Raw genomic sequence first — 13691 nt, forward strand, 5'->3', positions numbered from 1 at the left:
CGTCAGGCGTGGTCGAGGCGGCGCAGGATCGCGCCCTCGCGCAGCGCCCACGGGCAGATCTCGACCTCGTCCACGCCGAGCGCGCGCATCGTCTCGACCGCGACCACACCGCCCGCGACGATCTGGAACGTGCGCTCCGGCGTGATCCCCGGCAGCGCGGTGCGGCCCTCGGCCGTGATGCGCGCGAGCCGCGGCACCCAGTCCGCGAGCTGCGCGCGGCGCATCCGCCACCGGTCGTCAGGACCGACCGCCTCGGTCTGCATGCCCGCGAGCCGGGCGAGCGAGCGGAACGTCTTGGACGTCGCGACGACGTGGTCCGGGCGCGGGAGCCGGGCGAACCGCGCGACCGCGGGCGCGAGCGTCGTGCGCACGTGCTCGCGCAGCGCCTCGACGTGCTCGGGCGCGGGCGGGTCGTCGGGCAGGAAGGCCATGGTCATGCGCCCCGCGCCGAGCGGGAGGGACACGGCGAGGTCGGGCTCCTCGTCGACGCCCGACGCGATCTCGAGCGACCCGCCCCCGATGTCGAGGACGAGCAGCCGGCCCGCGGCCCAGCCGTGCCAGCGGCGCGCGGCGAGGAACGTCAGGCGCGCCTCGTCCTCGCCGGAGAGCACGTGGACCGGCTGCCCGACGCGCTCGCCGATCGCCGCGAGCACCTCGGGCCCGTTGGTCGCGTCCCGCAGCGCCGACGTCGCCATGGGCAGCATCTCGTCGACGGCCGACTCGCGCGCGAGCGCCATCGCGTCGTCGACGGCGGCCAGCATCGCCGCGACCCCTTCCGGGGACAGCGACCCGTCGGGCCGGAGGTAGCGCATGATGCGCACGACCGTGCGCGCCCCCGCGGCCTGCACGGGACGCGCCGCGTACGCGGCGTCGACGACGGCGAGGTGCACGGTGTTCGAGCCGATGTCGAGGACGCCGAGGCGCGTAGTGGTGCTCACGCGGCGAGCCTAGCGGCGCGGCGAGGGCCGCCGTCGGGCGTCCTGCCCGACGACGGCCCTCGTCCGGTGCGCGACGCGCACCCGTGGCGACGTGGCGGTCAGCCGCAGGCCAGCGCCTCGTACGCCGCGTCGACCGTCGACGTCGTGCCCACGGTGACGGCCGCCGTCCCGGCCTCGACGGACGTCGCGCGCGTCGTGAACGACTGGTAGGCGCTCTTGCCCGGCTGCACGTGCCGGACCGTCCGCTCGCCGAACGGCGTCGTGAGGGTCACGTCCACCGGCGCGTCGGCCGTGCTGGTCGCGCGGACCGCGACGAACGCCCGACCGCCGAGGCAGCGCGCGCTCGCCTCGACCTCGACCGGCGCGGGCGGGGCGACGGCGGAGACCGACGGGATGCGGTCGGCCGCCGCGGTGCCCCACGTCAGTCCGGCGCTCGTGTCGGACAGGTCGAAGTCGAGCGTGCCGCCGTCCTGCAGCGCCGCGACGTCGAGCCACGCGGCGGTGTGCGCGACGCCGTCGACCTCCAGGCCGGCGACGTAGCTCGGGAGCTTCTCGTTCGCGCCCGCCGCGTCGATGCGCAGCGTCGCCCCGGCGTCGGTCGTGAGCGTCGCGGCCTGCACCTTCGGCGCGTTGAGCGCGAGGATCCCCGAGCCCGGCATGACGGGCTCGAACCCGAGCGACGCCATGACGTACCAGGCGGCGAGCGTGCCGAGGTCGTCGTTCCCGACGCCGCCGCCCGGGGTGTCCGGGAAGCGGTTGAGGTTCGCGGCGAGGACGTCGTTCGTCTTCCACGGCTGGCCCACGTAGCCGTAGAGCCACGCGTTCATGATCGCCGGCTCGTTGCCCGGGTTGTAGCGGATGGTCGTGTAGTACGAGCTGCCGCCCTTGGCCCACGTGCTCGGCGAGACGCCGGGGTTCGCGGCGAGCGCCGGCTGGTCGAAGTAGTAGTCGAGACGCTCGACGAAGCCGTCCTCGCCGCCCATGACCTCCTGGAGGCCCGTGACGTCCTGCGGCACCATCCACTGGTACTGCCACGGCACGCCCTCGTGGAAGCCGGAGCGCGTGACGTCCGTCAGCTCGGGCAGGGTGACGAACTCGCCCGTCGGGCGCTTCGCGTTGACCATGCCCTGGAAGCCGCCCGAGAGCTGGACGTCCGGGTTCCAGAGGTTGCGCCAGTTGCGACCCTTGTCGAGGAACGCCTGGCCGCCCTCGCGGCCCGTGCGCTCGGCCGCGGCGCCGAGGCTCGCGTCGGCGAGCGCGAGCTCGAGCGTCGCCGAGCCGCCGTGGCGGTATTCCTCGAACTGGCCGCCGAGGCCGCCCTCGTTCTCGGGGTAGAACGGCACGTGGCCGTGCTCGGCGTAGAACTCGGTGCTGCGCCGCCCGACGGACGCGACGTCGTCCGGCGGGGTCGTCGTGGCGTTCTCCACGAGGTAGTCCCACAGCTCGTCGGCGATGTCGTCGGGGACGGTGCCGAGCGCGAAGTTCTCCGCGAGCCACGGCGTGACCGGGTCGCCCGCCATGATGTTGGTCTCCAGCGCGCCGAGAGACCAGCGCGGCAGCCAGCCGCCCTCGACGCGGTGCTGGTACATCGAACGCACGATGTCCTGCGCGCGCTCGGGCAGCAGGAGGGCGTGCAGCGTCGCCTGCGTGCGGTACGTGTCCCAGAGCGAGAAGTTCTGGTAGTAGTCCCAGCCGTCGGCCTGGTGGACCTCGAGGTCCATGCCGCGGTACCGGCCGTCGACGTCGCTGCCGATCGTCGGGGACAGCAGGGTCTTGTAGAGCTGGGTGTAGAAGATCCGGCGCTGGTCGGGCGACGCGTCGATCGCGGCACGGCCCAGCTCCGCGTTCCACGCGTCGCGGGCCTCCTCGCGCACGGTGTCGAACGCGACCTGCCCGCCCTCGTCGGTGGCCTCGGCCTCGCGGTTGGCGCGCGCGCCGTCGACGCTCACGAACGACACGCCCACGCTCACCTCGACGTCGCGGTCGGTCGTGGTGTCGAACACCGCGACGGCGCCGTTGTTGCCGCCCGCGACCTCGCTCGTCGTGGAGCCCGCGACGTAGCGCGCGTCGGTGCCCCACGTGCCGCTCGACGCGACCGGGCGGTCGAACGTCGCGCTGAAGAAGTACCGCTGCTTGTCCGGCGTGCCGCCGCAGAAGCCGCCGTTGTCGACCCAGCCCTCGAGCGTGCGGTCGTCGACCCACGTCACCGAGCTCGCGCCGGCGTCGCGCAGGGTCTGGCCCACGTTGAACGACAGGTGCGACGTCGTCGACGCGGGGAACGTGTAGCGGTGCGCGCCGACGCGCGTGGTCGCGGTGAGCTCGGCGCGCACGTCGTTCGCGAGCGTCACCTCGTAGAACCCGGCCGACGCGCGCTCGGTGCTCTTCTGGTCCTTGATCGCGATGAAGGAGCGCGACGTGCGCGGGGTGGTGCTCGTGTCCGGCGTGACGAGCAGCTCGCCCGCCGCGGGGCAGCCCGCGCTGTTCACGTGCCGGTGGCTGAAGCCCCACACGCGCCCGGCGTTCGTGCTGTACGACGTCGAGGCGTAGGAGTTCGTGTTGTCCGGGCTGAGCTGGACCATGCCGAACGGCACGGTCGCGCCCGGGTAGGCGTTGCCCTCGCTCTCGGTCCCGACGAACGGGTTGACCTCGAGCGTGAGGTCGTCGCCCGCGGCGGCGGTGACGGTGCCCTCGTCGGCGGGGGCGGCGCCCGCGGCGGCGGGCAGCAGCGTGCCCGGCGCGACGGCGAGCGCGAGCCCTGCGGCGAGCAGGGCGAGTCGTGGTCGTCTCATGCCATGTCCTCTTCGACGTGCGACCGGGCGTCGTCGCCCGGGGCGCCCCGGGGCCGTCGGTCAGGTGCCGCCCGGGCCGCTCGTGGCGGGGCGACGGTGCTCCTGGTCGACGACGGGCGTCCGTCGGCCACCCTCTCCCGGCTATGACTGCGCTGTCAATCGCGTGCCTGAGGCAGCGGGTCCGTCCAGCGGACAGTGCTCAGCGTGCGGCGGCGGCCTCGTGGACGAGCGCCTGGGCGTCCGCGACGACCGCACGCTCCTCGGCCTGCGCCGCGGCGACGGCCTCCGCGCGGGCCGCGACGATCGCGCGGTGCAGGTCGGCGTGCACGCGGCGCCGCACGCCGCGCGCGATCTCGTCGGCCTCGTCCGGCTCCACCGGGTCGCCGTCCGCCTCGCGCAGCGCGACGACGTCGGCCACCTCGAGCGCGACGCGCCGCTCGGCGTCGGCCAGCAGGGCGACGACCGCGGTGTCCGCCGCCCGGCCGAGGCGCGTCTCCTCGAACGCCCGCGTGGCCTCGTCGACGATCGCGCGGGCCTGGGTCACGAGCTCGGACGCGATCGACGGCGAGTGCGCCGCGAGCGTCGCGAGGTCGTACAGGAGCACGCCCTCGACGTCGGCCACCCGCGGGTCGACGTCGCGGTGCAGCGCGAGGTCGAGCACGACCGTGGGGCGCGCGACGGGCTCCTCGCCCGCCCGCACCGCGGCCCGCTCGCGCGCCCGCACCACGGCGGCGGCGTCGAGCACGTGCTCGATCGCCTGCTCGCGCCGCTCGGGGCCCGGGCGCGCGGTGTCCGCGGCGAGCGCCCGCCCGCGCGCGCCGCTGCACGACACCACGAGGTCCGCGTCCTCGAGCGCCGCGACGAGGTCCGTCACGGCCTCCACGCCGCGCGCGGCGGCGAACTCCTCGGCGCGGCCGGACTGCGAGTAGACCCGCACGTCGTCGCACCCGAGCGCCCGCAGCGCGGCGAGGCTCGCGCCCGCGTACGACCCGGTGCCGATGAGGACGGCGCGGACCTGCGGCCACGGCGGCAGCTCGGCGGCGGCGAGGTCGAGCCCGAGCGCGACGACGGAGCGACCGGCCCCGCCGAGCGTCGTCTGCGTGCTGACCTTCTTGGACGTGCGCGACGCCGTCTGGAAGAGGAGCTCGAGCGTCGAGGACGTCACGCCGTCGGCGTGCGCGGTCTCGAGCGCCCGCTTGACCTGGCCGGCGATCTCGCGCTCCCCCACGACCATCGAGTCCAGGCCCGACGCGACGGCGAACAGGTGCTCGGCGACCTCGGTCCCGGCGCGCGTGCGGAACGACGCGAGCGCCTCGGCCACCTCCACGCCCGACGCCTCGGCGACCATACGCGCGACGTGCTCGGTCGCGTGCTGCACGCCGGTGCCGTCGAGGGGGGCGTCCACGTCGAGGTACAGCTCGAACCGGTTGCACGTCGCGAGGACGACCGCACCGGTGATGACGTCGCACGCCGCGACCGCGGAGCCGCCGATCGAGTGGGCCCCGGTGGAGAGTCGTTCCAGGGCGTCGAGGTCCAGCTCGTGGTGGCTGGCCGTGAGGGAGAGAAGAGCCACAGTGCCTCCGATTTAATCATTCCCCCGGGAGAGAGGCAGAATCGGTAGCTGTGATTCCTGTCGCCCTTTCCCCGGGCCATCCCCTGACCGACGGCCGCACGGACCGTTCCCCGCTCGTGCAGGCCCTGCGCGCGGGCACGACCGGAAAGCGCCCGGAAATCACACCCGTGTGGTTCATGCGCCAGGCGGGCCGCTCGCTGCCCGAGTACCGCGCCGCCCGCGAGGGCGTGAGCATGCTCGACTCGTGCCTGCGCCCCGACCTCGCGTCCGAGATCACGCTCCAGCCGGTGCGCCGGCACCGCGTGGACGCGGGCATCTTCTTCTCGGACATCGTGGTCCCGCTGCGGCTCGCGGGCGTCGAGGTGGAGATCGCGCCGGGCGTCGGCCCCGTCATGGGCCAGGCGTACCGCACGCCCGACGACGTCGCCCGGCTCGTGGAGAGCGAGCTCACCGAGGACGCGCTCGCCCCTATCCGCGAGGCCGTCGCCCTGACCGTCGACGCGCTCGGCACGACGCCCCTCATCGGGTTCGCCGGGGCGCCGTTCACCCTCGCCGCCTACCTCGTGGAGGGCCGGCCGTCGCGCGACCACCTCGCGGCGCGCGCCCTGCTGCGCGGCGACCCGGAGACGTGGCAGCGCCTCGTCGACTGGGCGGCCGACCTCACCGGCACGTTCCTGCGGACGCAGGTCGAGGCGGGCGCGAGCGCGGCGCAGCTCTTCGACTCGTGGGCCGGCTCGCTCTCGCTCGCGGACTACGCGGCCGGCGCCGCCCCGGCGAGCACGCGCGCGCTCACCCACGTCGCGGACCTCGGCGTGCCCGTCGTCCACTTCGGCACGGGCACGGGCCACCTGCTCCCCGCGATGCGCGACGCCGTCACCACGGCCGGGGTGCAGGACGTCGCCGTGGGCGTCGACTACCGCACGCCGCTCGACGACGCCGCCCGGCTCCTCGCCGAGGGCCACGCCCCCGTGCCGGTGCAGGGCAACATCGACCCCGCGCTGCTCGCCGCGCCGTGGGACGTGCTCGAGGCGCACGTCCGGGACGTCGTGCGCCGCGGGCGCACGGCCCCGGGGCACGTGGTCAACCTCGGCCACGGCGTCCCGCCGGACACCGACCCCGACGTGCTGACGCGCGTCGTCGCGCTCGTCCACGCGCTCGCGGACGACGCTCCCGGCAGCGCCGCCGACACCGCCACCGAGGAGGCGACCCGACGGTGAGCACCGAGCCGACGACGCCCCGTCCGTCCGGACCCGCCGCACCGGAGGGGGTCGAGACCGCGGACGCGATCGTTGTCGGCGCGGGCGTCGCCGGGCTCACCGCCGCGCGGACGCTGCGCGCGCAGGGGCTGCGCGTCGTCGTGCTGGACGCCGCCGAGGTGCCTGGCGGGCCCGTCCGCGGCGGGGACCTGCCCGGCCTCGACGGCGTGCGCGTCGACCTCGGGGCCGAGTCGTTCGCAGCCCGGGGCACCGCCGTCGGCGACCTCGTGCGCGGGCTGGGGCTCGACGTCGTCGAGCCGTCGGGCGCGGGCGCGTGGGGCTACGCCGCCGGGCACGCGTACCCCCTGCCGCGCGCGGGCGTCCTCGGCATCCCCGCGGACCCGTGGTCGCGCGACGTGCGCCGCGCCGTCGGCCTCGGCGGGTCGCTGCGCGCGAGCCTCGACCGGGTGCTGCCCCGCCGGTTCACCGACCTGCGGACGCTCGAGACGTTCGCGCGGTCCCGCATGGGGGCGCGCGTGACCGAGCGGCTCGTCGCGCCGGTCGCCTCCGGCGTGCACTCCGCCCCCCTCGACCGGCTGGACGTCGCGGCGGTCGCGCCCGGGCTCCGCGAGGCGTTCGAGCGCGAGGGGTCGCTCGCGCGCGCCGTCGCGTCGATGCGCGCCCTCGCCCCGGCCGGGTCGGCCGTGCGCGGCATCGACGGCGGCATGCACCGGCTCGTCGAGGGGCTCGCCGCGGGTGCCGACCTCCGGCTGCGCCACGAGGTCACGGGGATCTCGCGCGCCGCGGCCCCGGACGGCGGCCCCGGGACCTGGCTCGTGCGCGCCGAGACCCCGAGCGGCTCGGTCGACCTCGCCGCGCCGCGCCTCGTCGTGACGACCCCGGCGCTCGTCGACGCGCTCGGCCCGCTCGTCGGGACGGCGGCCGACCTCCTGCCGGACCCGGAGCCCGGCGCGGACGTGCGGCTCGTGACGCTCCTGCTGCGCGCGCCCGAGCTCGACGACGCCCCGCGCGGGACCGGCCTGCTCGTCGCCCCGCCGCACCGCGACGCCGGGCGTGCGGCGCCGCCGTCGGACGTCGAGGCCAAGGCGCTCACGCACTCGACCGCCAAGTGGCCCTGGCTGCGCGACCGCGTCCGCGCCGCCGCCGGGCCGGGGCACCACGTGGTGCGCCTCAGCTACGGACGCATCGGCGCGACGACGGAGCCGGACCTCGACCGCGTCGTCCTGGACGCGTCGCGCCTCTTCGGCGTCGACCTGCACGGGCGCGTCCTCGGCCACGTCGTCACGCGGTGGAACGGCGCGCTGCCCCCGCCCACGCCCGCGTTCCGGCGCGAGGTCGCGGCGTTCGTCGCGCGCGTGGACGCCGTGCCCGGGCTGGCCGTGACCGGCGGCTGGATCGCCGGGACGGGGCTCGCGTCGATCGTCGGCCACGCGCAGGAATGTGCCCGCGGCCTCGCGGCCGCGGGGTGAGGGAATCCTCACCGGATTGCACGCCGGAATAGTCCCGAGAATTCCGCGCGAAATGACCTGACACATTGTCCGCAACTTCCTGACCGGCCGTCAGGACCACGTCACTCCCCGCATCATTCCCGCGCCGTGACGTGCACATTTTCGTGGAATGCCGAAGTGGGGAGAGACTGGTTCCGTGAGTCCTGCAGGTACGACGCCCCTCCGCGTGGGCACGCGCGGCAGCGCCCTCGCGACGACCCAGACCGGCCACGTCGCCCGCCGCCTCGAAGAGCTGACCGGCCGCGACGTCGAGATCGTGCGCATCCGCACCGACGGCGACGTGCTCACCGGCTCGCTCGCCCAGATGGGCGGCACGGGCGTCTTCGTGACCGCGCTCCGCGAGGCGCTGCTCGACGGCCGGTGCGACGTCGCGGTGCACTCCCTCAAGGACCTCCCGACCGAGCCCGCACCGGGGCTCACCGTCGTCACGCCCGAGCGCGAGAACCCGCGCGACGTCCTGTGCGCGCGCGGCGGCCTGACCATCACGACGCTCCGGCGCGGCGCCCGCGTGGGCACCGGGTCGCCGCGGCGCGCCGCGCAGCTCCGGTCCGTCCGCCCCGACCTCGACGTCGTCGACATCCGCGGCAACGTCGACACGCGCCTCGCGCGTGCGCTCGGCGAGGAGGCGGACCTCGACGCCGTCGTGCTCGCCTACGCGGGCCTCGCCCGCCTCGGCCGGCTCGAGGCCGTGTCCGAGGTCATCGACACCGCGATCATGGCGCCCGCCGCCGGGCAGGGCGCGCTCGCCGTCGAGGTGCGCACGTCGTCGCTCGACGACCCCGTCCTCGCCCGTGCCCTGCACGACCTCGACCACGAGCCCACGCGCCTCGCCGTGCTCGCCGAGCGCGCGCTCCTCGGCCGGCTCGAGGCCGGGTGCGCGGCCCCCGTCGGCGCGCACGCCGTCGTGGAGGACGGCCACGTGGCGCTGACGGCCGTCGTCGCGCGGGTCGACGGCGCCGAGCAGCTCACGCACTCCGCGCGCGCCGCGCTCCCCCCGAGCGCCGGATCGCTCGCCGCGGCCGCGACCGCCCGGGACGACGTCGCGCGCGGGCTGGGTGCCCGCGTCGCCGACGCGCTCCTCGCCGACGGCGCCGCGCGCCTCGCGCCGCTGCGCGAGACCGGGGCGGGCACCCCTGTCCTCGACGCCCCGGCCGCGGAGGCCCCGGCGACCGACCGCGCCGTGGAGGCTGCCCGCGAGCAGCTCCGCGACGGCGGCTACCGCGGCGCGGCGGAATGAGCCCCGGACCGCTGCGCGACCCGTCGCGGGGACCCGCGGCCGTGGTGCCCCCGCTCCCGGCGCGCGGCACGGCGGGCGCCGTGAACGCTGTCGACGCCGCGAAGACGGTGGACGCCGTGGGGCCGGTGGACAGCGTGGACGCCGTGGGGCCTGTGGACGACCTGGACGCGGCCCGCCGGGCCGACGTGCTCGCCGGTCGGACCGTCCTGGTCCCGCGTGCGCCCGAGCGCGCCGCGGGCCTCGCGGCGACGCTCCGCGACGCGGGCGCCCGCGTCCTCGTCAGCCCGGCGATCGAGCGCGCACCCGTCGAAGACACCGCGCCCGTCGACGGCGCCCTCGCCCGCCTGGTCCACGGCGACTTCGCGTGGGTCGTCGTGACGAGCGTCAACGCGATCGACGAGCTCCTCGCGAGCGCCGCCCGCCAGGGCGTCGACCTCGGCGACGCGGCCCGCCGGGCCCGCTGGGCCGCCGTCGGGCCCGCGACGCGCCGCGCCCTGGAGGCGGTCGACGTCCCCGTCGAGCTCGAGCCCGACGAGAACTCCGCCCGCGGCCTCGTCGCCGCGTTCGCCGCCCTCCCCCCGTCGGACCAGGCCTCTACCCCGGCGGACCGCGGCTCTACCTCGGGGAACCAGGGCTCTACCTCGGGGAACCAGGGCTCTACCTCGGGGAACCAGGGCTCTACCTCGCGAGGTAGAGGTGTGGTCCTGCTGCCGCAGGGGGACCTCGCCGCGCCGACGATGCACGACGGCCTGCACGACCTCGGGTACGTCCCGCACGTCGTCACCGTCTACCGCACCGTCACGCACACGCTCGCGCCGGACGTCGTCGCGGCGTGGCGCGCGGGCGCGGTGGACGCCGTCGTGCTCACCTCGGGGAGCGTCGCGCGCGAGGTCGCGCGGCAGCTCGGCCCGCGCGACGACGTCGTGGGCGTCGCGATCGGCGACCCGACCGCCCGGGCCGCGCGCGACGTCGGGCTGCGGCTCGATGCCGTCGCGGAGCGCCCGACCGACGCCGCGCTGGCCGCCGCGCTCGTCGGCGCGCTCGCCGCCACCCGCACCACCGCCGGCTCCGCCGCCCTGCCCGACGACCCGGCCGCTCCCCCGGCCGCCGGCACGACCGGCGTCGACCCGACCTCCGAAGGAGACCCCTCGTGACCCACCAGCTCCCCGTCGGGCACCACCGGCCGCGCCGCCTGCGCACGAGCCCGCGCGTGCGACGGCTCGTCCGCGAGACGCGCGTGCACGCGTCCGACCTCGTGCTCCCCCTGTTCGTCAAGGAGGGCCTCGACGCGCCGCGCCCCATCTCGTCGATGCCGGGCGTCGTGCAGCACACCGAGGCGACGCTCGCGGACGCCGTGCGCGACGCCGCGCGCGCCGGGGTCGGCGGCGTCATGCTCTTCGGCATCCCGGCCGAGCGCGACGCGACCGGCACCCAGGCGGACGCCGAGGACGGCATCCTGCAGCGAGGCATCCGGGTCGCGGTCGAGGCGGCGCGCGAGCACACGAACGGCGGGCCGGTCGTCATGGCGGACACGTGCCTCGACGAGTTCACCGACCACGGGCACTGCGGCGTGCTGGCCGAGGGCCGGGACGGGGGCGTCGTCGTCGACAACGACGCGACGCTCGACCGCTACGCCTCGATGGCCGTCGCGCAGGCGCGGGCGGGCGCGGACGTCGTCGCGCCGTCGGGCATGATGGACGGCCAGGTCGCCGTGATCCGCGAGGCGCTCGACGCCGCCGGGTTCGACGACGTCGGCATCCTCGCGTACTCCGCGAAGTACGCGAGCGCGTTCTACGGGCCGTTCCGGGAGGCCGTGGACTCGGCGCTCCAGGGCGACCGCCGCACCTACCAGATGGACGCGGGCAACGCCCGCGAGGGCCTGCGCGAGGCCGACCTCGACCTCGCCGAGGGTGCGGACATGGTCATGGTGAAGCCCGCCGGGTCGTACCTCGACGTGCTCGCGGCGGTCGCGGAGATGTCGGCGGTGCCCGTCGCGGCGTACCAGGTGTCGGGCGAGTACGCGATGATCGAGGCGGCCGCGGCGAACGGCTGGATCGACCGGCGCGCCGCCGTCACGGAGTCGGTGCTCGGCATCAAGCGCGCCGGCGCGGACGTGATCCTCACCTACTGGGCGACGGAGCTCGCGGGCTGGCTGGACGAGAACGACGGAAGGACGCGGGCATGACGGACACGGGCGGTTTCGGGACGGCGGAGGCCGTGCAGGCGCAGGACGCGGCGCTGTTCGGCGCGCCGGGCGCGGGCGGGGCGGACAACCACGCCGCGTTCGTGCGCGCGCAGGGCGTGCTCCCGGGCGGCGTCAGCTCGCCCGTGCGCGCCTACGGGTCCGTGGGCGGCGACCCGCGGTTCCTCGCCTCGGCGCGCGGCCCGTACGTGACCGACGTCGCGGGCCGCGAGTACGTCGACCTCGTGTGCTCGTGGGGCCCGGCGCTGCTCGGGCACGCGCACCCCGACGTCGTCGCCGCGGTCCAGGAGGCGGCGGCCCGCGGGCTGTCGTTCGGCGCGCCGACGCTCGGCGAGGTCGAGCTCGGGGAGGAGATCCGCCGCCGGGTGCCCGCCGCGGAGCGCGTGCGCCTCGTGTCCACGGGCACGGAGGCCACGATGACCGCGATCCGGCTCGCGCGCGGCGTGACCGGGCGCGACGTCGTCGTGAAGTTCGCCGGCTGCTACCACGGGCACGTGGACGCGCTGCTCGCCGAGGCGGGGTCCGGCGTCGCGACGCTCGCCCTGCCCGGCTCGGCCGGGGTCACCGAGGCGACGGCGGCCGAGACGCTCGTGCTCCCGTACAACGACCTCGCGGCGGTCGAGGCGGCGTTCGCGGAGCGCGGCTCCGAGATCGCGGCCGTCATCACCGAGGCGTCGCCCGCGAACATGGGCGTCGTCCCGCCCGCGGAGGGCTTCAACGAGGGCCTGCGCCGCATCACGGCGGCGCACGGCGCGCTGCTGATCCTCGACGAGGTGCTCACGGGCTTCCGCGTCGGGCCGAGCGGCTGGTGGGGTCTCGAGAACGCGGTGCTGCGCGGCCAGGGCGCGGACGGCTGGACGCCCGACCTGTTCACCTTCGGCAAGGTCGTGGGCGGCGGGATGCCCGTCGCCGCGGTCGGCGGACCGGCGAGCGTCATGGACCAGCTCGCGCCCCTCGGACCCGTCTACCAGGCGGGCACGCTCTCGGGGAACCCCGTCGCGGTCGCCGCGGGCCTGGCGACGCTGCGGCTGGCCGACGAGACGGTGTACGCGCGCGTGGACGAGGTCGCGGGCGTGCTGTCGGCGGCGGTGAGCTCCGCGCTCGACGCCGCGGGCTTGCCGCACCGCGTGCAGCGCGCGGGCTCGCTCTTCTCCGTGATGTTCGGCGAGCTCGCCGCGACCGCGGGCGTCCGCGACTACGCGCAGGCCCAGGCGCAGGAGTCGTTCCGGTACCGCGCGTTCTTCCACGCGATGCTCGACGCCGGGGTCAGCCTGCCGCCGTCGGTGTTCGAGGCGTGGTTCGTCTCGGCCGCCCACGACGACACCGCCGTCGCCCGCATCCTCGACGCGTTCCCCGCCGCCGCGCGCGCGGCCGCCGAGGCCCGCCCCGCCTGACGGCGCCCGGCCGGAGCGTCCCACCGCCGACCACGGGGTTGCCGTCGTTCTGACGCTCAGAACGACAGCAACCCGTGGTCGGCGGGGGTCAGTACGTGCCGGGGGTGGCCGCGCGTCCGGCCTGTCGGCCGAGCGAGCGGATCTGGACGCCGAACGCGATGAGCATGACGCCCCAGACGATCGCGAAGAGCGCGAGCAGCCACACGATCGACACCAGGCCGGCGTTGACGTTGAACAGCACGAGCAGACCGAAGACGATGCCGAGCAGGCCGGCGACGACGCCCCAGCCCCACCCGCTCCCGGGCACCTTGCGCAGGTCAAGGCTCGCGACCGTCTGGAACAGGCCGTAGACCACGGCCCAGAACCCGACGATCCAGGTGAGCACGATCGCGGTCTTGCCCGGCCACACGAGCAGCACGACGCCGACCGCGAGGCTCAGGACGCCCATCGTCACGAGCAACGCGGTGCCGCTGCCCGTGCCGCGGCGCCGGACGCCCTCGACGATCTCGACGATGCCGTCGACGACGGCGAAGATGCCGATCACCCAGATGACGACGGCCGCCGTCTTGTCCGGCCACGCGAGCGCGATGATGCCGAAGAGGATGGCGAGCACGCCGCGGATCACCGGCCAGTACCAGACCTGCTTCGCGGTGCGCGAGAAGGCGGTGAGGATCGGGTCCTGGATCGTCATGGTCACTCCCCTGCCGAGGTGACGGGCCGGCTCCCGACGGCCTGGGCCCGGGCGCCTCCCGCTTCGCCTCCATGGAACACCCGGCGGTGCCGCGTGTCGCGGCGAACCGCGCGTCTCGCCCGTCCGGGGTGACCCGGGCAG

10 protein-coding genes are annotated in these 13691 nt (G+C 76.2%); 6 read left to right on the forward strand and 4 right to left on the reverse strand.

What is annotated here, in order from left to right; genetic code table 11:
- Positions 1-2 precede the first annotated feature (2 nt).
- From GWJ10_RS07260 to GWJ10_RS07270, 3 genes are all read right to left on the reverse strand, one after another.
- Positions 3-938, reverse strand: a complete 936-nt coding sequence (locus GWJ10_RS07260) for a Ppx/GppA family phosphatase (RefSeq protein ID WP_163186510.1) — start codon at positions 936-938, stop codon at positions 3-5.
- Between the two features lie 98 nt (positions 939-1036).
- The gene (locus tag GWJ10_RS07265) at positions 1037-3727 is read right to left on the reverse strand and encodes a GH92 family glycosyl hydrolase (protein ID WP_163186512.1); all 2691 of its coding nucleotides are present in this window, start codon (positions 3725-3727) and stop codon (positions 1037-1039) included.
- Between the two features lie 199 nt (positions 3728-3926).
- Positions 3927-5300 (reverse strand): glutamyl-tRNA reductase, encoded by a 1374-nt coding sequence (locus GWJ10_RS07270; protein ID WP_163186514.1) that lies wholly within the window; start codon positions 5298-5300, stop codon positions 3927-3929.
- A 50-nt stretch (positions 5301-5350) separates the two neighbouring features.
- Here GWJ10_RS07270 and hemE point away from each other — a divergent pair, with 50 nt between their 5' ends.
- The 6 genes from hemE (at position 5351) to hemL (ending at position 12859) form a co-directional block, all read left to right on the forward strand.
- Positions 5351-6517: a uroporphyrinogen decarboxylase gene (gene hemE / locus GWJ10_RS07275; RefSeq protein ID WP_163186516.1), complete on the forward strand. Its 1167-nt coding sequence runs from the start codon at positions 5351-5353 to the stop codon at positions 6515-6517.
- The gene (locus GWJ10_RS07280; RefSeq protein ID WP_163186518.1) at positions 6514-7986 is read left to right on the forward strand and encodes an FAD-dependent oxidoreductase; all 1473 of its coding nucleotides are present in this window, start codon (positions 6514-6516) and stop codon (positions 7984-7986) included. Before hemE ends, GWJ10_RS07280 begins: the two co-directional genes overlap by 4 nt.
- A 175-nt stretch (positions 7987-8161) precedes the next feature.
- Positions 8162-9262, forward strand: coding sequence for a hydroxymethylbilane synthase (hemC, locus tag GWJ10_RS07285; protein ID WP_241005704.1), 1101 nt, complete (start codon positions 8162-8164; stop codon positions 9260-9262).
- Positions 9259-10416 (forward strand): uroporphyrinogen-III synthase, encoded by a 1158-nt coding sequence (locus tag GWJ10_RS07290; protein ID WP_163186521.1) that lies wholly within the window; start codon positions 9259-9261, stop codon positions 10414-10416. Before hemC ends, GWJ10_RS07290 begins: the two co-directional genes overlap by 4 nt.
- On the forward strand, positions 10413-11447 hold the full coding sequence (gene hemB / locus GWJ10_RS07295) for a porphobilinogen synthase (protein ID WP_163186523.1): 1035 nt from the start codon (positions 10413-10415) through the stop codon (positions 11445-11447). The genes GWJ10_RS07290 and hemB overlap by 4 nt, the downstream gene beginning before the upstream one ends.
- Positions 11444-12859: a glutamate-1-semialdehyde 2,1-aminomutase gene (gene hemL, locus GWJ10_RS07300; RefSeq protein ID WP_163186525.1), complete on the forward strand. Its 1416-nt coding sequence runs from the start codon at positions 11444-11446 to the stop codon at positions 12857-12859. Before hemB ends, hemL begins: the two co-directional genes overlap by 4 nt.
- 88 nt (positions 12860-12947) lie before the next feature.
- On the opposite strand, the gene GWJ10_RS07305 is transcribed toward hemL, so the two are convergent.
- Positions 12948-13550: an HdeD family acid-resistance protein gene (locus GWJ10_RS07305; protein WP_086149422.1), complete on the reverse strand. Its 603-nt coding sequence runs from the start codon at positions 13548-13550 to the stop codon at positions 12948-12950.
- Positions 13551-13691 lie beyond the last annotated feature (141 nt).

It is taken from the genome of Cellulosimicrobium sp. SL-1, assembly GCF_011033075.1.
Classification (GTDB): domain Bacteria; phylum Actinomycetota; class Actinomycetes; order Actinomycetales; family Cellulomonadaceae; genus Cellulosimicrobium; species Cellulosimicrobium funkei.

Coding starts and splice junctions, on each gene's coding strand:
- hemL (WP_163186525.1), top strand. CDS start 11,444: ATGACGGACACGGGCGGTTTCGGGACGGCGGAGGCCGTGCAGGCGCAG.
- GWJ10_RS07290 (WP_163186521.1), top strand. CDS start 9,259: ATGAGCCCCGGACCGCTGCGCGACCCGTCGCGGGGACCCGCGGCCGTG.
- GWJ10_RS07305 (WP_086149422.1), bottom strand. CDS start 13,550: ATGACGATCCAGGACCCGATCCTCACCGCCTTCTCGCGCACCGCGAAG.
- GWJ10_RS07265 (WP_163186512.1), bottom strand. CDS start 3,727: ATGAGACGACCACGACTCGCCCTGCTCGCCGCAGGGCTCGCGCTCGCC.